The organism is Micromonospora sp. NPDC005413 (assembly GCF_040606435.1).
Classification (GTDB): domain Bacteria; phylum Actinomycetota; class Actinomycetes; order Mycobacteriales; family Micromonosporaceae; genus Micromonospora.
Genome location: NZ_JBEXEV010000002.1, coordinates 239,623 through 258,559 on the forward strand (window position 1 = coordinate 239,623; position 18,937 = coordinate 258,559).

An 18,937-nucleotide genomic window follows, 5' to 3' on the forward strand; every position below is an offset into this window, starting at 1 on the left:
GGTCAGCGCACTTCCTGGATGCGGATCATGTTGCCCGCGGGGTCCCGGAACGCGCAGTCACGTACGCCGTACGGCTGCTCGGTGGGCTCCTGGACGACCTCGGCGTCGCTGGCCTCCAGCTTGGCGAAGGTGGCGTCGAGGTCGGAGGTGGCCAGGTTGACGCCGAAGTAGCTGCCCTTGGCCATCAGCTCAAGGATGGTCTGCCGCTCGTCGTCGGTGATGCCCGGGTTGGCGGCCGGTGGGTGCAGGACGATGGCGGTGCTGGGCTGACCGACCGGCCCGACCGTGATCCATCGCATCCCCTCATACCCGACGTCGAGGCGGACCTCGAAGCCGAGGATGTCGCGGTAGAAGACCAGCGAGGCCTCCGGGTCGGTGTGCGGAAGGAAACTGGAGTGAATGGTGATGTCCATGCTGGTCACGCTAGTTGCGGCTCGGTCACCCGCGCTTCTCGATTCCTGACCGGTCTGGTCACCTGCTTGGCCACGCACGACGGCATCCCCGCCGTCGCCTGCGCCGCCTGACGCCGGTAGACGCTGGGCGGCACGCCGACCAGCTCGGTGAAGCGGGTGCTGAAGGTGCCCAGCGACGAGCAGCCGACCGCGAAACAGACGTCGGTGACACTCAGGTCGCCACGACGCAGCAGTGCCATCGCGCGCTCGATGCGGCGCGTCATGAGGTAGCTGTACGGCGACTCGCCATAGGCGAGCCGGAACTCGCGGCTGAGGTGCCCGGCCGACATGTGCGCGCCACGGGCGAGCGCCTCGACGTCCAGCGGAGACGCGTACTCCCGGTCGATCCGGTCGCGGACCCGGCGCAGCCGCGCCAGGTCGCTCAGTCGCTGGCTCGCGTCGGGTTTGCTGGTCACCTGGGAAATCGTGCCACAACCCCCCGTCAATCGGCCTGCCGCCGAGCGCGGGCCCGGCGCTTTCCCTCGTGCATGGCCTGCACCCGGGCTACCGGGATGGTCCGGCCCTCGGCCACCAGGTCGGCGGGGAGCGGTTGCGGGGCCGGCATCAGGGTGGCCCACGGGTCACCGTCGGCGACCAGCGTCGGCGCGGTCCGGATGGTGAAGTCGGCGGGGGTCACCTCGGTCAGGTCGGCCCAGTCGACCGGGAAGGAGACCGGCATCCCGGGGCGCAGCCGAGGGCTGTACGCCGCCGCCACGGTCGCCCCGCCGGCCCGGGTGGCGTCCACGAAGACCCGGCCACCCCGGTCTTCCTTGATGTACGCCGTGGTGGCCAGCGCCGGGTCGAGCCGCTCGGTGCGGACGGCGAGCGCCCGGGTGGCGGCGGCCAACTCCTCCGCCGTGGGGTCATCGGCCACCGGGACGAACACGTGCACGCCCTTGGCGCCGCTGGTCTTGACCGCACCGGCCAGGCCGGCGGCGGCGAGCGCCTGGCGGACCAGCAGGGCCGCGGCCACCGCGGCGCGGAACCCGTCGCCCTCCGGCGGGTCCAGGTCGAGCACCAGGTGGGTCGGGCGGTGCAGATCCGCGGCGGTGGCCAACGTCGGGTGGTACTCCACGGCCCGCTGGTTGGCGAACCACAGCAGGGTGCGGCGGTCGTCGCAGAGGGCGTACGAGATTTCCCGGTGCGACGCCTCCGCCCAGACCGGGACCCGGCGGACCCAGTCCGGGGTGTAGCGGGGCAGGTTCTTCTGCATGAACGGCGGCTGGCCGGGGCGGACCCGGATCACCGACAGCGGCCGCCCCCGCAGCTGCCGGAGGATCTGGTCCCGGACCGCGTCGAGGTAGTCGACCAGGTCACGCTTGGTCGCGTCGTCGCGGTCGGACAGCGGCTGGTCCAGGTTGGTCAGGGCCACGCCGTCACGGGTCTCGTCAGCCTCGGTCACCCGACCACCCTCCCGGCCCTGGTGTCGTCGGTCAACTGGACGCGACGCTTCGGTGCGGGATGGTTCTGACGATCCGCGTCTCGGGGCAGTGTCGTCAGCGCGACCAGCAGCGCGGCGACCACCAGGGCGGCGGCCACGGCGAACGCGGTCCGGTAGCCGCCGGCCAGAGCGGCCGTCTCGGCCCAGCCGTCGGCCCGCAGGCCGTCGGCGCGCGCGGCGGCCAGCGTGCTCAGCGCGGCCAGGCCGACCGCACCGCCGACCTGCTGGGTGGTGTTGGCCAGGCCGGATGCGAGCCCCGCGTCCACGTCGGTCGCGCCGGCCATGGCCAGCGTGGTGACCGCCGGCAGGGTCAGGCCACCGGCCATCCCGAAGATGAGCATCGCGGGAAGCACGTCGGCGACGTAACCACCGTCGGCGGGCAGGCGGGCGAGCAGCAGGAAACCGACGGTTGCCAGGCCGAGCCCGACCAGCAGCACGGTCCGGGCCCCCCAGCGGGCGATCACCCGCCCGGCCAGGCCGAGTGAGACCACCGCGATCACCACGGGGGTGGGTAGGAAGGCCCAGCCGGTCGCCGCCGCGTCCAGCCCGAGCACCAGTTGCAGTTCAACGGCGAGCAGGAACTGGAAGCCGAAGAACGCGGCAATCGTGAGGAACTGCACGGTGTTCGCCGCGACCAGGCCCGGTACGCGCAGCACCCGGCCCGGCAGCAGCGGGGTCGCGGTCATGCGTTGGCGGACGGCGAACCCGCCGAGCAGCAGCGCCGCGAGAGCCGCCGCGCCGAGGGTTCGCGGGCTGGTCCAGCCGTGCTCGCCGGTCCCCACGATGCCCAGCACGGCGGCCATCAGGCCGGCGGTGGCGAGCAGTGCGCCGGGCAGGTCGAGGCCGGCCCGCAGACCGATCCCCGGTTCGGCGGGGAGCCGGCGGACGGCGGCGAGCAGGATGACGGCCCCGATCGGCAGGTTGACCAGGAAGATCGACCGCCAGCCGGCCAGGTCGGTGAGCACCCCACCGGCCACCGTGCCGACCGACGCGCCGGCCGCCCCGGTGAAGCTGAACACGGCGATCGCGCGCGCCCGCTCGGCTGGCTCGGGATAGAGCCGGACGATCATGCCGAGGCTGACCGCCATGGCGAGCGCGCCGCCGACGCCCTGACCGAAGCGCGCGGCGACCAGCAGGGCCGGCCCGGTGGCGACCGCGCAGGCCAGCGAGGCCAGGGTGAACAGCGCGACGCCGGCCAGGAAGACCCGCCGCCGGCCGAGCAGGTCGCCGAGGCGACCGGCGAGCAGCAGCAGCCCGCCGAACGCGACCAGGTAGGCGTTGACCACCCACGCGAGGCCTACGGCGGTGAAGCCCAGGTCCCGCTGTACGGCGGGCAACGCCACCGAGACCACGCTGCCGTCCAGAATGATCATCAGGCTGCCGGCGCAGAGCACGAGCAGCGCCGGCCAGCGGGACGGGACGACGGGATCCATGGAAGCCTCCTTGGTGCACGGTTTGTTACCGACGTCATCGTCTGTGACCATGAGCGAGAGCGGAAGGAGGCACTGTGATGTCCCAGAGGAACAGCGATGTGTCCGCGCTGGTCGAGGCCGAGCTGACCTGCACGGCCGAAAACGTGCCGTTCACCCCGGGGCAGGCCCGGGCGTGCACCGTCCGTGAGGTGCTCGACCGGGTCGGCGGCAAGTGGAGCATCAGCATCCTGGTGGCCGCCTCGCACGGCCCGGTGCGCTTCACCGAGCTGGAGCGGAACATCGAGGGGATCAGCCGGCGGATGCTCACGCTGACCCTGCGCAACCTGGAACGTGACGGCCTGCTGCACCGCACGGTCTATCCGACCGTTCCGCCCAAGGTCGAGTACAGGGCCACCCCGATGGCGTTGGAGCTGTACGAGTCACTGGTGGCGCTGACCAGCTGGGCCGAGCGGCACCGCCGGGCCATCGCCGAGGCGCGGACCAGGTACGACCAGGAGCACGCCGGTTAAACCAGACCGGGGTGTGGGGAACGCCACCGCGCCAATCTGACCGATCGGTCAGGGTCTGACCGATCGGTCAGGCATGCTGGTCTGCGGGAGGTGGACCGGCCATGGTCAGAGCGGTGTCCGAAACGCACGGCGAGATCCTCGCCGCGGCGGCGCGACGGTTCGCGGGGACCGGTTACCGGGGCACCTCCCTGCAGGACATCGCCCGCGAGGTCGGCTGCTCCAAGGCCACCGTTCTCTACCACTTCGCCAACAAGGAAGCCCTGCTCGCCGAGCTGATGGCCCCGGCGATCGCGGTGCTGCAGGACCTCGACGACCAGCTCACCGGCCTGACCGGAGCGGTCGCCCAGGAGGTCGCCGCGACCGGCTTCGTCGACCTCGCCGTCCGGTTCCGGCGGGAGATCGCCGTACTGCGCGGCGAGTTCCCGGAGCTGCTGTGCCAGCCGGCCTTCGCGCACATCCAGCAGATCTCCGAGCGGCTGCGGGACGCGTTGGGTGGGCATTCCGACCGGCCGGGCGCCCGGATTGCCGCGCTGGTGCTGCTCGCCGGCATCTCCGAGGCGTGCGGCGAGTTCATCGACATCCCCGACGACGAGTTGCGCCCCGCCCTGCTCACTCTCGTCCGGCGGGCCATCGAACCCGTCGACGCACCTCTGCCCCAACAACCCACGACCAAGGACAAGGACTCCTGATGGCCACCCTGCTCTACCGGCTCGGCCGGGGCGCGTTGCGCCGGCGACGGCTCGTCGTCGCGCTCTGGCTCGTCGTACTCGTCGCCGCCGGACTGGCGGCGGCGACCCTGCGCGGCCCGACCGCGAGCAACTTCACCATGCCCGGCACCGAGAGCCAGCAGGCGCTCGACCTGCTCGCCGAGCAGTTCCCCGCGGCCAGCGGTGCCACCGGCACCATCGCGGTCAAGGCACCGGGGGACGGCCAACTGGCCACCCCGCAGGGCCAGGCCGTGGTGCAGGAACTCGTCCAGCAGGCCTCCACGCTGCCCGGCGTGGTCGGCGCGGTCGACCCGTTCCAGGTCGGCGCGGTCTCGCCCGACGGGCAGTACGCACTGGTCCAGGTCCAGTTCGCCACCGGCAGCGACGGGGTGACCGATGAGCAGCGCACCGCGTACGAGGAGGTTGGCGCCGCCGCCGAGGCGAAGGGTTGGCAGGTCGCCCCGGGTGGTGAGGTGCTGGGTGGTGAGCCGGAGATCGGCTCAACCGAGGCGCTCGGCGTCCTGGTCGCCGCGATCGTTCTGATCATCACCTTCGGCTCACTGGTGGCCGCTGGGATGACCATGCTCAACGCCCTGATCGGCGTGGGCGCCGGCATGGCCGGCCTGTTCGCGCTGAGCGGCGTCATCGAGTTGACCAGCACCGCGCCGATCCTGGCGCTGATGCTCGGCCTGGCGGTCGGCATCGACTACTCGCTGTTCATCACCTCCCGGCACCGACAGAACCTGCTCGACGGCCTGTCCCCGGAGGAGGCGGTCGGCCGTGCCGTGGGTACCGCCGGCTCCGCCGTTGTCTTCGCGGGCGCCACCGTGGTCATCGCCCTGGCCGGGCTGGCCGTGGTGAACATCCCGTTCCTCACCGTGATGGGTCTCGCCGCCGCCGGCACGGTCACCGTCGCGGTGCTCGTCGCGATCACCCTCCAGCCCGCACTGCTCGGCTTCGCCGGCCGCCGGGTGCTCCCCCGCCGACTGCGCGGGGTCGCCACCGACGGCACGGCTGCCGACACCAGCGCGCCGACGGACGACACGGACGTCGCCAACCGGCCGGCCGCCGAGGCGGCACCGAGCGAGAACCAGTCCGGGTTCGGCTTCCGCTGGGCGCGGCTGGTCACCCGTTTCCGGGTACCGGTCATCCTGCTCAGCCTGCTCGGCCTGGGGCTGCTCGCGCTGCCCACGCCGGACATGCGGCTGGCTCTGCCGGACCCCTCGACGGCGGCCGTCGGCTCGCCTGCCCGAGTGTCGAGCGACCTGACCACCGAGGGCTTCGGCCCGGGCTTCACCGGCCGGCTCGCGGTGGTGGTCGCGGGTGACACGCCTCAGGCCACCTCGGCCGCCGTGCCGCAGGTCACGGCGCTGCTCCAGCGCACGGAGAACGTGCTCGCGGTGGCGCCAGCGCAGGTCAGCCCGGACGGCCGTACCGCGCTGCTCGGTGTGGTGCCGAAGACCGGCCCGACCGACGAGGCCACCGAGACCCTGGTGCACGAGGTCCGTGACTCGATGGGCGGGATCCGCGACGTGGACGTGCTGCTCACCGGTGCCACCGCCGTCGGTATCGACGTCTCCGAGAAGCTCTCCGACGCGCTGCCGACCTACCTGCTGCTGGTGGTCGGGCTCTCGGTTCTGCTGCTGATGCTGGTCTTCCGCTCACTGCTGGTGCCGCTCAAGGCCGCGCTGGGCTTCCTGCTCACCGTCGCCGCCACGTTCGGCATCACGGTGGCGGTCTTCCAGCAGGGGCACCTCGCCAATCTGGTCGGCCTGGACAGTCCGGCCCCGCTGATCAGCTTCCTGCCGATCCTGCTCATCGGCATCCTGTTCGGGCTCGCGATGGACTACGAGGTGTTCCTGGTGTCCCGGATGCGGGAGGACTTCGTCCACGGTGAGTCCGCCCGGCAGGCCACCATCAGCGGCATGGGGCACGGCGCGCGGGTGGTCACCGCCGCCGCGCTGATCATGATCTCGGTCTTCGGGGGCTTCGTCTTCCTGGAGGACCCGGTGATCAAGTCGATGGGCTTCGCGCTCGCCATCGGCGTCGCCATCGACGCGTTCGTGGTCCGGATGACCATCGTCCCGGCGGTCATGTCACTACTCGGTGACCGCGCCTGGTGGCTTCCCCGCTGGCTCTCCCGCATTCTGCCGAACGTCGACATCGAAGGCGAAGGCCTGCGCGCCCAGATCGAGGACCGCACCCCAACCCGGGTCTAACCACCCCTCCACCCTCCACCCTCCACCCTCCACCCCTCCACCCCTCCACTCAGTCGATCATGGAGTTGTGGTGCCTGTTGTGCCCCGATCCGGGGCCTTCGTCGAGCACCACAACTCCATGATCGGCGACGGGCCTGGGTCAGACGCCGGCCGGATAGGTCTCCATCTCGCCGGGGACCGCCGGAACCGGCAGCGGGTGCAGGGCTGTGGTCTCGTCGCACCAGATGAAGGCGTCGTATCGGTCGCCGAGCCGCGTCGGCACGTAGTTGCCCCAGGACTCGAAGGACGGGTCGTAGACCACCCCGATCGCCCGGTGGTCCGCGGTGCCGGTCACCCAACCCGGCTGGTCGTCGCCGCCGAAGATCAGCACCGCCCGCTCCGGCATCAGCTCGTGCATCCGCCGCTCGACCGACCCCTCCCGAGCCGGTGGCACCACCATCGGCTCCGGAGGCGAACCCCACCGGGGAGCGGCGATCACCGTGCCCCGGTAGCTGCCGAAGCCGACCAGCGCCACCGCGTCGTCGCCGTGCCGCTCCCGAGCCAACTGGCCAATGTTGATCATCCCGTCCGCGGCCATGTCGGTGGCCCGGGCATCCCCGACGTGCGTGTTGTGCGCCCAGACGATGCCCCGGGCATCCGGGCCGTACCGTTCCAGCAGCCGATCCAGTGTGTCCTGCATGTGGGTGTCGCGGATGTTCCACGAGTCCGGCCCGCCGGCCACCATCGCCCGGTAGTAGCGTTCCGCGCCGGCCACCACCTCCGCGTTCTGCCAGGCCGAGAAGCGGTCCGGGCCGTCGGAGAGCGCATGCTCGCGGGTCCGGGCCAGCAGCCGGACAACCTCCTCCTCGCAACGGGCGGAGACGAAGCGGCTCGCCGCGCCGTACTCCTCAACCCTCTTGCCGTACGGCTCGAAGCACCGGTACGCGTCCTGCGCCGCCTCCAGCGACGTCGGGTCCTCCTCCCCCAGATAGTCGAAGATCGCCTGCATCGACTCCCAGAGGCTGTACACGTCGAGCCCGTGGAACCCGGCGCGCTGCCCCTCCGGCCGCTCCAGGTTCCAGACCCGCAGCCAGCTGGCGAACCGGGCCACCTCGGCGTTGGCCCACATCCAGGTCGGCCACCGCTCGAACCGTTCGAGCGCGAGCTGCGGCTCGAGTGCCCCACCCGGCGCGCCAGTCACCGAGCGGTGCACCCGGTCGCAGTCCGGCCAGTCGCCCTCCACGGCCACGAAGGAGAAGCCGCACTCCGCGATCAACCGGCGGGTGAGCTGCTCACGCAGCCGGTAGTAGTCGTAACTGCCGTGGGTGGACTCGCCGATCATCACCACCCGGGCGTCCCGAACGCGCTCCAGCAACGGGTCGAAATCGCTCGGCGTGCCGAGCCGCTGAACCAGCATGGCAGCGGCTACCCGGCCGCCGCTGCGACAAACCGTCGGCGCGTCGTGGGCCGACACGCCGGTCGCCGGGCCACCGTGCAGGCCAACCGAGACGGTGTACGGGCACAGCGAGCGGGTAGCCGGCCGGCATGACCGTCACCGGGGTTCAGTTGCAGGAGTATCTGGCCGGGCTCGACTACCCGGTCTCCCGGGAGGATCTGATCCGCTGGGGGCAGGAGAACGGGGCCAGCACGGCGATGTTGCAGATGTTGCAGGCGTTGCCGGCGGAGCAGTTCGACTCACCAGACGAGCTAAACGCCGCCCTAACCACCCTTTCCTAACCCGCCCGGCCAGCGTGTCCCCCTCCTGCGCGCGGTGATCAAGAGGTTTGCGTCACGACACGCCGTGCCGCATGACGCAAACCTCTTGATCACCGCAGTAAAGGGTGGGGGTGGGGGTTACGGGAGGAGGGGGATGGTGCGGGATTCGGTGCGGGCGGTTTCGGCGGCGGCGATGATGCCGACGACCTCGCGGCCGAAACGGACGTCGCAGCGGTGATCCCGGGTACCGGCCTGCACCTGCTCGACGAGTTGGTCGATCGCGACGCCGAACGCCGTGGCGGCGTCGTTCTCGCCGAGCGGGACGGTTTCGATGCCGTTCTCGCCGTAGAACACGAACTCCCGGGTCATCGACTCGGTCGGCGCATCCAGGGAGAGTGAGGCGCTGCTGGTGGCACCGCCCTCGTGGGTGAGCAGCAGGTGCACCATCCCGCTCGGTCCGTCCATCGCCGCCACCTGGGTCACCCGGCCCAGCACCGGCAGGAGGATGGAGAGCGCGTGCGGGGCGATGTCCCAGAGCGCGCCGTGCTCCCGGCGCCACAACGAGCCGCCGTACGGGCTGCCCTCCTGAAAGATCGAGGCGAACGCGGTGGTCCGCCCGTGCTGCCAACCCCCGGCGGCGGCGGTCGCGGCGAGGAAAGCGGTCACGTTCGGCTGGAACCGCTGGGTGAAGAAGACGACCGAGGCCACCCCGGACTCCTCGGTGGCGGCCACCACCCGGTCCGCGTCGGCCACACTGAGCGCCAGCGGCTTGTCCAGGAGCAGGTGCCGGCCGGCGGCGGCCGCCCGGACCGCGATGTCGGCCTGGATGTTCGGCGGCAGCGCGACGGCGATCGCGTCGCACTGCTCGATCAGCGCGTCGATGTCGGCGAAGGCGGGCACCCCGTACAGCTCGGCCAGATTGGAGGCCCGCTCCGGGTTACGGCCCCACACCCCGACCAGCTCCGCGTCCGGATGTGCGTGCAACGCCTTCCCGTGCGTCTCAATCGCCCAGTGACCGGTGCCGAACAAGCCGAACCGCAGCACGTGTACCTCCGCTTTTTCCCCCCGCCGCGGCAACGCCACGGACGTGATCCACGCTAGTCGCCCCGCCGGTCGTACCGGTGGCGGGTCGACCAACCGGAGCCGCCCAGCCTTCGTTTCCGGGGCCACGCGGTCGGGCTGCCCGCCCCGGATAAGGGCAGCGTGGCGGTGGCCGAGGTGGCCCGAGCAGAGCCTGTCGACACCTCGACGGACGCGCGCCGAGGCAGGTTCACCCGATTACTACGACGGTTAGTAGGCTGTGCCGGTGACCGAGGCAACGACCGGGTGGAGCCGATGACCAGTGTGGCGGCGACCAACTCGCCGGTGGACGGGATCCTGGCGACGGCATCGATCGTGCTGTCGCTGCTCGTCGCGGCGTGGGCGCTGGTGGTGACGCTGCGCCACCGACCACCAGACCGGGTGCAGTTCATCGGCCTGGCCGTCCTCGAACTGGCGCTTATCGCGTTGAGCGTGCTGGCCCTGGTCGCGGTGGGCGGCGGGGACCGGCCTGGTGAGCCGGGCGCCTTCTTCGGCTACCTGGTCACGTTGGTGTGCCTGCCTCCGCTGGCCTGGGTGCTGGCCCGGATGGAGCCGACCCGTTGGGGTTCGGCGATCGTCTGCGCGGTCTGCCTGGTGGCCCCGGTGGTGGTGATCCGGTTGCAGCAGACCTGGGAGGTGCTTGGTGGTTGAGACACGACCGGCCGGACGCGCCACGAACGCCGGCCCGGGCCGGCTGCTGATCGCGGTCTACCTGCTCTTCGCCATCGCGGCGACCAGCCGGGCCGGCCTGCAGATCGCCACCAAGTTCGACGAGGCACCGGTGGCGTACCTGCTGTCCGCGGTGGCCGCGCTCATCTACATCGTGGCGGCGGTGGGGTTGGCCCGCGCCGGGCACACCGGCCGACGGGTCGCGCTGGCCTGCTGCTCCGTGGAGTTGGTCGGGGTGCTCGCGGTCGGCGTCCTGAGCCTGGTCGACAAGGAGCTCTTCCCGGACGAGACGGTCTGGTCGCAGTTCGGCAGCGGGTACGGCTACATCCCGCTGGTGCTGCCGGTGCTCGGCCTGATCTGGCTCTGGCGCACCCGCCGCGACCCCGCCTGACCCAGCGACGAGGGCGTTCCCTCAGCGACCCGCAAGGCCCAGCGACGAGGGCGTTCCCTCAGCGACCCGCAAGGCCCAGCGACGAGGGCGTTCCCTCCGCGCGGGAAGCGCCCTCGTCGGGAGTACGGGTCAGTTCCGTGGGCCGCCGGCGACATAGATGACCTGGCCGGAGACGAAGCCGGCACCCTCGCTCGTCAGGAACGAGATGGTGTGCGCGACGTCCTCGGGCCGCCCCGGGCGACGCACCGGGATCTCGGCTGCGGCGTGCTTCTGGAAGTCGTCGAAGTCGACCTTCATCCGGGCGGCGGTGGCCGCGGTCATGTCGGTGACGATGAAGCCGGGCGCGACCGCGTTGACGGTCACCCCGAACGGCCCCAGCTCGATGGCGAGCGTCTTGGTGAAGCCCTGCAGGCCAGCCTTGGCGGCGGCGTAGTTCGCCTGGCCCCGGTTGCCCAGGGCGGAGGTGCTGGAGAGGTTGACGATCCGCCCCCACTTACGGTCCACCATGTGCTTCTGGGCGGCCTGACTGAACAGGAACGCGCCGCGCAGGTGCACGCCCATCACCGTGTCCCAGTCGGCGTTGGTCATCTTGAACAGCAGGTTGTCGCGGAGCACACCGGCGTTGTTGACCAGCACGGTGGGCGCGCCCAACTCGGCGGCGATGCGGTCCACCGCCGCCTCGACCTGGGTCCGGTCGGACACGTCGGCACCCACACCGAGCGCCCGGCCGCCGAGGCCGGCGATGGCGTCCACCGTCTCCTTGGTGGCCGCCTCCTCGATGTCGACCACGGCGACGGCCATTCCGTCGGCGGCCAGCCGCCGGGCGGTGGCCGCACCGATACCGCGTGCGGCTCCGGTGACGATGGCGACGCGGGGCTCCTCCGACATGATTACCTCCCGGTAACTTGGGGTCGATCGAAGGAGCTTAACCCCGCAGCCCTCCCGTTGAGGTCAGCAGGCGGGGCCCCGGCAGAGCCGGATCCAGCGGTAGCCGTGGCCGGAGACCTTCACCGCACCGAGCTTGCCCAGCTCGCCGTAGCCCTGGTCGGTGAGCACGTCGATCGGCAGGTCGGCCTCCGGTTCGAGGCTGCTCAGGTCCACCTCGACGTCGTCGGTGCCCAGGTTGTGCACGAAGACCATGGTCCCGGTCGGCCCGTCCGCCCGGTGCGCGAGCACTCCGGCCGGCATCGCCACGTCGATGTGGGTGGTGGAGCCGGAGCCGATCTCGGGGGCCTCGCGCAGCGTGCGAATCATGCGCTCGAACCAGGCGAGCAGCGACTTGGAGTCGCCACGCTGGGCGGTGACGTTGACCGTCTGATAGCCGAACTCACCCTTGTCGATCACCGGGCGGACCAGCTTCTCCGGGTCCGCCGTGGAGAAGCCGGCGTTCGGCTGGTACGACCACTGCATCGGGGTACGGATAGCCTCCCGACCGGGCAGCGACAGGTCCTCGCCCATCCCGATCTCCTCGCCGTAGCGCAGCACCGGCGTGCCGCGCATCGAGAACTGCAGGGCGTACGCCAGCTCGATGCGCCGCCGGTCGTTGCCGAGCATCGGGGCGAGCCGGCGGCGGATGCCCCGGTCGTAGATGCGCATGTTCTCGTCCGGGCCGAACTCCGCGTACACCTGGTTGCGCTGTTCGGTGGTGAGCCGGGACAGATCGATCTCGTCGTGGTTACGCAGGAAGGTGGCCCACTGGCCGCCGACGGGCAACTTCGGAGTGTCCCGCAGCGCCTCGATCAGCGCCTCCGGGTCCTGCCGGGCCAGGGCCAGCACGAGCCGCCCGTTGAGCATGAAGTCGAAGAGCATGTGGATGCGGTTGCCGGAGCCGCCGGCGTCGCCGAAGAACGTCGGCAGCTGGTCCGGCTCGACGTTCGCCTCGGCCAGCAGGACGGCGTCGGCGCGGCGCCACTGCACGTGCTGGCGCATCTCGGTGAGGAACTCGAAGTCCTTCGGGGAGTTCGGGTTGCCCGGCTCGGTCAGCTCGATGATGAACGGCACCGCGTCCATCCGGAAGCCGGCGACACCGAGCTGGAGCCAGAACGACATGATCTTCTTGACCTCCGCCCGGACCTCCGGATTGGCGAAGTTGAGGTCCGGTTGGAACTTGTAGAACCGGTGGTAGAACCACGCCTTGGCCGTCCGGTCGTAGCTCCAGGTCTCCTTCTGCTCACCGGGGAAGACCATGCCCTGGTGCCGGTCGTCCGGCTCGGTGTCGGACCAGAGGAACCAGTCACGGTACGGCGAGTCCGGCGAGGAGCGGGCGGACTGGAACCACGGGTGCTCGTCGGAGGTGTGGTTGACCACCAGGTCGATGATCACCCGGATGCCCCGGTTCTGCGCCTGGTGCAGCAGCTCGGCGAAGTCGCCGAGGGTGCCGAAGCGCGGGTCCACGTTGTAGAAGTCGGTGACGTCGTAGCCGTCGTCGCGGTTGGGCGACGGGTGGATCGGGTGCAGCCACAGACAGGTCACCCCGAGCCGGGCCAGGTAGTCCAGTCTCCCGATCAAGCCACGAATGTCACCGACCCCGTCGCCGTCCGAGTCGGCGTACGTGTCGATGTCGAGGCAGTAGACGACGGCTTCGGAATACCAACGGTCACCCATGCCGGAGGAACATCTCCTGTTGATCACCGCGGCAAACCCGTCCGGCGGTCGTCGAAGGCGGTTGGTTACCGTGCCGGTCATGGAGATCGACGTCGTACCGCCGAGCGAACCGCTGGACTGGGCCCGGGGCAGCTGGCTGCACCCGCCGGTCCGCGTCGAGGAGGGCCCGACCGGTGAGCTGGTCGTCGAGCCTGCGGCGGAGAGCGACCTGTGGCGGCGGACGAGCTACGGCTTCGTACACGACAACGGTCCGGCCCTGCTGGCCCCGCTGCCGGTCGGCAGCGCCATGGAGGTGAGCTTCCGGCTCGATTTCTCGGCGCAGTTCGACCAGGCCGGCGCGCTCGTCCGCGTCGACGAACGGGTCTGGACCAAGGCCGGCGTCGAGATGAGCGACGGCGAGTCACAGCTCGGCGCGGTGGTGACCCGGGAGTTCTCCGACTGGTCGGTTGCCCCGGTGCCGGAGTGGGCGGGCCGGGAGGTGACCGTCCGGGTCAGCCGGGCCGGCGACGCGCTGACCGTCCGGGCCCGGGCCGACGGCGAGCCGTGGCGACTGGTTCGGCTCGCCCCCCTGGACCCGGCGGCCGAGGCCATGGCCGGCCCGTTCTGCTGCGCGCCGTCCCGCGCCGGCCTGACCGTGGTGTTCACCGGCTGGCGGCAGGGGCCGGCGGACACCGCGCTGCACCCGCAGGTGTAGGTGGTCGGCTGTCGGGTATCACCACCTGATCCCCGACAGCCGACCACGGAAGGACGACCATGGCGTACGCCCAGACTGGCGACCCGTCCGAGTTCACCGGGTTGACCGGTTGGGTGGCCTCCGTGATCGAGGCGATGGGCCCGGTGGGCGTGGCGTTGCTGGTGGCGCTGGAGAGCATCGTCCCGCCGATCCCCAGTGAGATCGTGCTGGCGCTCGCTGGCTACCTGGCCCATGAGGGCCAGTTCAACGTCGTACTCGTGGTGCTGGCCGCGACGGTCGGCTCGCTGGTCGGCGCGTTGGTGCTCTACTGGCTCGGCGCGGCACTCGGCGAGGAGCGGCTCAAGAGCTGGCTGGATCGCATCCCGCTGGTGGACCGCGACGACCTGGAGAAGGCCGACCGCTGGTTCGAGCGGCACGGCCGGTGGGCGGTGCTGATCGGCCGGGTGGTGCCGGTGGTCCGCAGCCTGGTCTCCATCCCGGCCGGCGCCAACCGGATGCCGCTGGGCGAGTTCATCCTGCTCACCACCATCGGCAGCGGGGTGTGGAACGGTCTCATCGTCGGGGCCGGCTACGCGCTCGGCAGCCGTTGGCAGAACGTCGAGCGCTACAGCGACTGGTTCAACTACGCGATCGTCGCGGTCTTCGTCGTCATGGTGGTCGGCTGGGTTATCCGCAAGATCCGTCGACGTCGGGAGCGCGACGACCGGCGGTCGGTGACCGCCGGTCGCTGATCCGCGTTACCGGTTTGACGCTGGCGCCCTGAACGACGCCAACCGGGCTGTCAGGGCAGGGTGTCCAGGTGCGGGGCCACCGTGCGGGCGAAGCCGTTGCCGTTGCTGACGTCCCAGTTCACCGACCAGGTCATCGCGCCACGAATGCCGGGGTAGGTGCGCGGCGGGCGGAAGCTGCCGCAGTTGGTGCCCCGGGCCAGGCAGTCCAACGCGGCGTTGACCACGCTGGGCGCGACGATGCCGCCACCGGCCGCGCCCGGCCCGGCGGGCAGACCGAGGCCGACCTGATCGGGGCGGAGCCCAGCCTCCAACTGGATGCAGGCCAGCGCGACGATGAAGTTCACCGTGCCCTGGCCGTACGCGGCGTTCTGGTCGCAGCCGAGCATCGCCCCGGAGTTGTAGAACTGGGTGTTGACGACGGTGAGGATGTCCTTGATGTCCAACGCCAGCTTGAAGTAGCCGCCGGCCGGGGACTGCATGTCGATGGTCTGCGGCGCCATCGCGATGATCAGACCAGCACCGACCTTGGCCCGGAGCGAGCGCAGCGCCTGCGCCATGTACGTCGGGTTGAGCCCGTTCTCCAGGTCGATGTCGATCCCGTCGAAGCCGTAACGGGCGATCAGCGCGGCGGCCGTGTCGGCGAAGACGGTGGCCGAGGCGACGTCGTTCACGGTGACCCGGCCGGCCTCACCGCCGACCGAGAGGATCACCCGCTGGCCGCGTGCGTGCAGGGTGCGTACGTCTGCGGTGAAGTCCGCGTCGGTGTAGCCGCCGAGCGACGCGGCGAGCCCGGGGTCGATGCCGAAGGTGAGCGCACCGGGCGTCGCGGTGGCCTCGGCGAAGGCGACCGCCACCAGGTCGTAGTCGGCGGGGACGTCGCGTAGCCGCAGCTCCACGGCGGGGTTGTCGAAGTTGTGCCAGTAGCCGGTGAGCAGGTGCTTGGGCAGCCCACCGGTGGGCGGCGGGGTCGTCGGGGGTGGCGTCGTGGGGGGTGGCGTCGTGGGGGGTGGCGTCGTGGGCGGCGGGGTCGTGGGGGGTGGGGTCGTGGGCGGCGGGGTGGTGGGCGGGGTACCGCCGCCGCAGGGCGCACCGTTGAGCTGGCAGCCGCTCGGCGATCCGGAACCGCTGGCCAGGAAGCCGAAGGAGACCGAGGCGCCCGGGGCGATGCTGCCGTTCCAGGACCGGTTGGTGAAGGTGTGCCGCTGACCCGCGGAGCTCAGCAACGCGTCCCAGTAGCTGCCGAGCGTGGTGCCGGACGGCAGGTCGAAGGCGAGGCTCCAGCCGTTGATTGTCGAGCTGCCGCCGTTGGTGATGGTGTACTTCCCCTCCCAGCCGGCACCCCACTCGGCGGTCTTGACGAAGCTGGCGGTCGGTCCGGCGGCGAACGCGGGCAGCGCCACCCAGGCCGCGCCGATCGTCGCCGCGAGTGCGGTGACCAGGGACAGAACAAGGGATCTGGCAGGTTTCATGCGACCCTCCACGCCCGGGCGGGCATCCATGGACGTCAACGTTGGCGCTAATTATTAAGACAGTTAACTGTTTCTGTCCAGGGGTGGACGCGGAAGATTGGGCCTCCCGCCGCGCGACTACGCGACGGGAGGCCCGGAAGTGGCCCGCCTCAGCGGCGGAAGGTGAACCAGTTGACGTTGACGAAGTCGTTCGGTTGGCCGCTGGTGAAGGTGAGGTAGACGGCGTGGCGGCCGGTCACCGCGCCGACGTTGCCGGGCACCGAGCTCCAGCTCTGCCAGCCGCCGGTGTTGCCGATCGCGAAGCTGCCGATGGGAGCCGCTGTCGGGCTGTCCAGCCGCACCTCGACCAGGCCACTCACCCCGCTACCCGCGCCGGAGGCCACCCGGGCCACGAAGTCCCGCGCCGGCGTGGAGCCGAACTCGACGTTGTCGTAGCGCACCCAGTCCCCGTTACGCAGCGCGCCGATGTTCTGCCCGCCCTCGGCGCACGCCTCGACGATCACGCCGTTCTGCGCGCTGAACGCCTCGGCCTGGATCTGCCCGTACGCGTCCCTCGTGCCGCCGGGCGGCGGCGTGGTGGGAGGCGGAGTGGTGGGCGGGGTGGTCCCGCCGCCTCGCCGGTACACCGCCACGTAGTCGACCAGCATCGGCCGACCCGGGACGGTCGCCGCGGTCGGCGTGCCGCTGCCGGCCACCCCGTTCGGGAACGCCCCGCCCATCGCCACGTTGAGCAGCAGGAAGTAGCCCGCGTGCGAGGTCATCTGGGACCAGGCCGAATCACCGACCCGACTCTGGGTGACGGTGTGGAAGAGCTGCCCGTCGACGTACCAGCGCAGTTGCTGGGGGCTGATCGAGGCGTCCCACTCGAACCGGTAGGTGTGGAACGCCGACTGGCAGCTGGCACCCGGGCAGGCCCGGGAGGCGCCGATGCCGTTGAACTCGTCGCACGGCCCGCCGGGGGCGACGCCGCAGTGCAGCACACCCCAGACCGAGTTGATCCCGTTGACGTTCTCCATCACGTCGAACTCGCCGATGCCCGGCCAGTTCTGGTAGTTGCCGCGGTAGGGCGCGCCGAGCGCCCAGAACGCCGGCCAGTAGCCGGCCGCCGCCGCACCGGTGACGTTCGGCATCTGGATCCGACCCTCGATGGCCAGCACGCCGCCGGCCGGGGCCTTGAAGTCGCTGCGCACGGTCTCGATCCTGGCGGAGGTCCAGCCACCCCCGCCGTCGCGCAGTGGCGTGATCCGCAGGTTGCCGCCGCCGTCGTGGCTGACGTTGGCGGTGCTGGCGGTGTAGTTCTGGATCTCGCCGGTGCCCCAGTTGGCCGGGCCGCCCGGGTAGTTGTGCCCGGTGTCGATGATCCAGTTGGCGGCCGACGGCAGGGTGCCGGCCGCGCCGGTGAAGTCGTCACTCCAGACCGTGCTCCAGCCTGCGGCGGGGGGCGGAACGGCGGCCTGCGCGGTCACGGTGATGCCGGCCAGGGCGGTGGTGGTGGCGACGAGCAGGACGGACGCCAGCAGGCGGCGTCGGGCGGGTGGGGCGGCGGTGGCCGCCGAAGGAGGTGGCATGGACATGCCTCTCTGCGGGGACGGGTCGAGAGAGCGCTCTCTCAGAGTTGTACGTCCCACCGGGACAGTTGTCAACGTCGATCTACGTCGACGTTTGCCGGAGCCGCCTGCGGGCGCCGGAGCACCGCCTGCTCCAGAGCCGACCAGGCGGTCGTGGTCACCAGGTAGATCACCGCCGCGAGCGGCAGCACCAGCGCCACCAGCACCGTCGTGAACGGCAGCAGGGGCAGCAGCCGGGCGAGCGTGGCGGCACCCGGGCCCTCGGTGGGCGTACCGGCCACCGTGCCGACCGCCGCCGACGCCCGGCGGGCCCGCCGCGACGACCACCAGGCCAACAGCAGCAGTACGACCAGCAGGATCGCGAAGAGCGGACCGGCCGCGCCGGCCAACCCGTCGCCGAGATGGTGGCCCAGCGGCACCCCGGCCAACCGCTCGTCGAGCAGCCCGGTGCCGCCCTCGGAGCTGCTGAACAGCCGGTAGAGGACCAGCAGGAACGGTGCCTGGAGCAGCAACGGCAGGCAGCCGGCGATCGGGTTGGCGCCGGCCGAGCGGTACAGGGCGAACACCTCGCCCTGGAGCTTCGCCGGGTCGTCCGCGTACCGCCGCTGTAGATCGCGCACCTGCGGGGCGAGCGCCGCGCGGCGCCGCTCGCCGCGGACCTGCGCGACGGTGAGCGGCGAGATGAGCAACCGGACGGCGATGGTGAACAGCACGATGGCGGCGGCGGTGGCCATACCGCCGGTCAACGGTTCGAGCAGGTCGGTGAGCCAGGACAGTGCGGTGCCTGCGGCGGCGACCGCGCCGTGCACTGGTGCGAAGGCGAGCATGGGAAACCCCTCGGTCCGATTCCGGTGGGGTCCTCCCCCGACGGCGTTGCACGGCGGGAGGACCGGTGACGGCGGGATCGGCCGCGCGGCGGCGTGGCGCTACGCGGCCGAGGGGTGACCGGGTGCGCGGGGGCGGGGCCGACCGGCGGCGTCGGGGTCGATCTGCCGGGGCACCGGGCGGCCACGGGAGCGGGCGCGCAGTGCGACCCAGCGCCGCCCGGTGCCCGGCGCACTCATGCGGCCGAGCACCCGCGCCGCGAGCAGCGCGGCGAGCAGCGTCAGGGTGGTCAACGCGGCGCTGGCGAGCAGGTCGGCCGGCCGGTCCGCAAGCAGGGTGACCTGGGCGAACGCGGACAACCACGCGACCCCGAAGAACCCCAGCGACACCGGCACAGGATCAGCCTAGGACCCGGTGTCACGTCGACGGGCCGGATCGCGGCCTCCCCGG

At 71.4% G+C, this 18,937-nt stretch carries 20 protein-coding genes; 8 read left to right on the forward strand and 12 right to left on the reverse strand.

The genetic code is table 11. The annotated features are described in order from the left end of the window. Positions 1-2: 2 nt before the first annotated feature. From ABZS37_RS03835 to ABZS37_RS03850, 4 genes are read right to left on the reverse strand one after another with little or no spacing between them, the layout of a single operon-like run. The gene (locus ABZS37_RS03835) at positions 3-413 is read right to left on the reverse strand and encodes a VOC family protein (protein ID WP_355165263.1); all 411 of its coding nucleotides are present in this window, start codon (positions 411-413) and stop codon (positions 3-5) included. A 5-nt stretch (positions 414-418) separates the two neighbouring features. Further along, complete coding sequence (locus tag ABZS37_RS03840; protein ID WP_354995275.1) at positions 419-868, reverse strand: helix-turn-helix transcriptional regulator; 450 nt, start codon at positions 866-868, stop codon at positions 419-421. Between the two features lie 26 nt (positions 869-894). After that, positions 895-1,854 (reverse strand): ATP-dependent DNA ligase, encoded by a 960-nt coding sequence (locus ABZS37_RS03845; protein WP_355165265.1) that lies wholly within the window; start codon positions 1,852-1,854, stop codon positions 895-897. Beyond that, positions 1,851-3,326, reverse strand: coding sequence for an MFS transporter (locus tag ABZS37_RS03850; RefSeq protein ID WP_355165267.1), 1,476 nt, complete (start codon positions 3,324-3,326; stop codon positions 1,851-1,853). Before ABZS37_RS03850 ends, ABZS37_RS03845 begins: the two co-directional genes overlap by 4 nt. 74 nt (positions 3,327-3,400) lie before the next feature. Between ABZS37_RS03850 and ABZS37_RS03855 the strand changes: the two genes are divergently transcribed. The 3 genes from ABZS37_RS03855 to ABZS37_RS03865 all read left to right on the forward strand — a co-directional run bounded on the left by ABZS37_RS03855 (position 3,401) and on the right by ABZS37_RS03865 (position 6,761). Next, positions 3,401-3,835: a helix-turn-helix domain-containing protein gene (locus tag ABZS37_RS03855; protein ID WP_355165269.1), complete on the forward strand. Its 435-nt coding sequence runs from the start codon at positions 3,401-3,403 to the stop codon at positions 3,833-3,835. A 101-nt stretch (positions 3,836-3,936) separates the two neighbouring features. Beyond that, positions 3,937-4,524, forward strand: coding sequence for a helix-turn-helix domain-containing protein (locus tag ABZS37_RS03860; protein ID WP_355165271.1), 588 nt, complete (start codon positions 3,937-3,939; stop codon positions 4,522-4,524). Beyond that, positions 4,524-6,761 (forward strand): MMPL family transporter, encoded by a 2,238-nt coding sequence (locus ABZS37_RS03865; protein WP_355165273.1) that lies wholly within the window; start codon positions 4,524-4,526, stop codon positions 6,759-6,761. The genes ABZS37_RS03860 and ABZS37_RS03865 overlap by 1 nt, the downstream gene beginning before the upstream one ends. Before the next feature lie 139 nt (positions 6,762-6,900). On the opposite strand, the gene ABZS37_RS03870 is transcribed toward ABZS37_RS03865, so the two are convergent. After that, positions 6,901-8,157 (reverse strand): erythromycin esterase family protein, encoded by a 1,257-nt coding sequence (locus ABZS37_RS03870; protein ID WP_355165275.1) that lies wholly within the window; start codon positions 8,155-8,157, stop codon positions 6,901-6,903. A gap of 128 nt (positions 8,158-8,285) precedes the next feature. Here ABZS37_RS03870 and ABZS37_RS03875 point away from each other — a divergent pair, with 128 nt between their 5' ends. Next, the gene (locus ABZS37_RS03875; protein WP_354995282.1) at positions 8,286-8,477 is read left to right on the forward strand and encodes a DUF2795 domain-containing protein; all 192 of its coding nucleotides are present in this window, start codon (positions 8,286-8,288) and stop codon (positions 8,475-8,477) included. A gap of 117 nt (positions 8,478-8,594) precedes the next feature. Here ABZS37_RS03875 and ABZS37_RS03880 read toward each other — a convergent pair whose 3' ends face one another. Next, positions 8,595-9,500, reverse strand: coding sequence for a Gfo/Idh/MocA family oxidoreductase (locus tag ABZS37_RS03880; protein WP_355165277.1), 906 nt, complete (start codon positions 9,498-9,500; stop codon positions 8,595-8,597). A 291-nt stretch (positions 9,501-9,791) separates the two neighbouring features. Here ABZS37_RS03880 and ABZS37_RS03885 point away from each other — a divergent pair, with 291 nt between their 5' ends. Together ABZS37_RS03885 and ABZS37_RS03890 are read left to right on the forward strand one after the other, a co-directional pair. Further along, entirely contained in the window at positions 9,792-10,187 is a 396-nt protein-coding gene (locus ABZS37_RS03885; protein WP_355165279.1) for a hypothetical protein, read from the forward strand. Continuing rightward, positions 10,180-10,596: a hypothetical protein gene (locus tag ABZS37_RS03890; protein WP_355165281.1), complete on the forward strand. Its 417-nt coding sequence runs from the start codon at positions 10,180-10,182 to the stop codon at positions 10,594-10,596. The genes ABZS37_RS03885 and ABZS37_RS03890 overlap by 8 nt, the downstream gene beginning before the upstream one ends. A 129-nt stretch (positions 10,597-10,725) precedes the next feature. Here ABZS37_RS03890 and fabG read toward each other — a convergent pair whose 3' ends face one another. Then, a complete protein-coding gene (gene fabG / locus ABZS37_RS03895) occupies positions 10,726-11,484 on the reverse strand; it encodes a 3-oxoacyl-ACP reductase FabG (RefSeq protein ID WP_355165283.1) in 759 nt (252 codons plus the stop codon). 63 nt (positions 11,485-11,547) lie between these two features. After that, positions 11,548-13,200 (reverse strand): alpha-amylase family protein, encoded by a 1,653-nt coding sequence (locus ABZS37_RS03900; RefSeq protein ID WP_355165285.1) that lies wholly within the window; start codon positions 13,198-13,200, stop codon positions 11,548-11,550. Between the two features lie 79 nt (positions 13,201-13,279). On the opposite strand from ABZS37_RS03900, the gene ABZS37_RS03905 reads away from it, so the two are divergent. After that, positions 13,280-13,894 (forward strand): DUF1349 domain-containing protein, encoded by a 615-nt coding sequence (locus tag ABZS37_RS03905; RefSeq protein WP_355165287.1) that lies wholly within the window; start codon positions 13,280-13,282, stop codon positions 13,892-13,894. Positions 13,895-13,953: 59 nt separating this feature from the next. Continuing rightward, entirely contained in the window at positions 13,954-14,625 is a 672-nt protein-coding gene (locus tag ABZS37_RS03910) for a DedA family protein (protein ID WP_355165289.1), read from the forward strand. Positions 14,626-14,675: 50 nt separating this feature from the next. On the opposite strand, the gene ABZS37_RS03915 is transcribed toward ABZS37_RS03910, so the two are convergent. The 4 genes from ABZS37_RS03915 to ABZS37_RS03930 form a co-directional block, all read right to left on the reverse strand. After that, positions 14,676-16,094 (reverse strand): cellulose binding domain-containing protein, encoded by a 1,419-nt coding sequence (locus tag ABZS37_RS03915; protein WP_355165291.1) that lies wholly within the window; start codon positions 16,092-16,094, stop codon positions 14,676-14,678. Between the two features lie 149 nt (positions 16,095-16,243). Beyond that, positions 16,244-17,662 carry a carbohydrate-binding protein gene (locus tag ABZS37_RS03920; protein ID WP_355165293.1) on the reverse strand — a complete coding sequence of 473 codons (1,419 nt, stop codon included), beginning with the start codon at positions 17,660-17,662 and terminating at the stop codon, positions 16,244-16,246. Between the two features lie 71 nt (positions 17,663-17,733). Beyond that, on the reverse strand, positions 17,734-18,489 hold the full coding sequence (yidC, locus tag ABZS37_RS03925; protein ID WP_355165295.1) for a membrane protein insertase YidC: 756 nt from the start codon (positions 18,487-18,489) through the stop codon (positions 17,734-17,736). Positions 18,490-18,588: 99 nt separating this feature from the next. Further along, positions 18,589-18,882 (reverse strand): DUF6412 domain-containing protein, encoded by a 294-nt coding sequence (locus ABZS37_RS03930; RefSeq protein ID WP_355165297.1) that lies wholly within the window; start codon positions 18,880-18,882, stop codon positions 18,589-18,591. Positions 18,883-18,937: the final 55 nt, after the last annotated feature.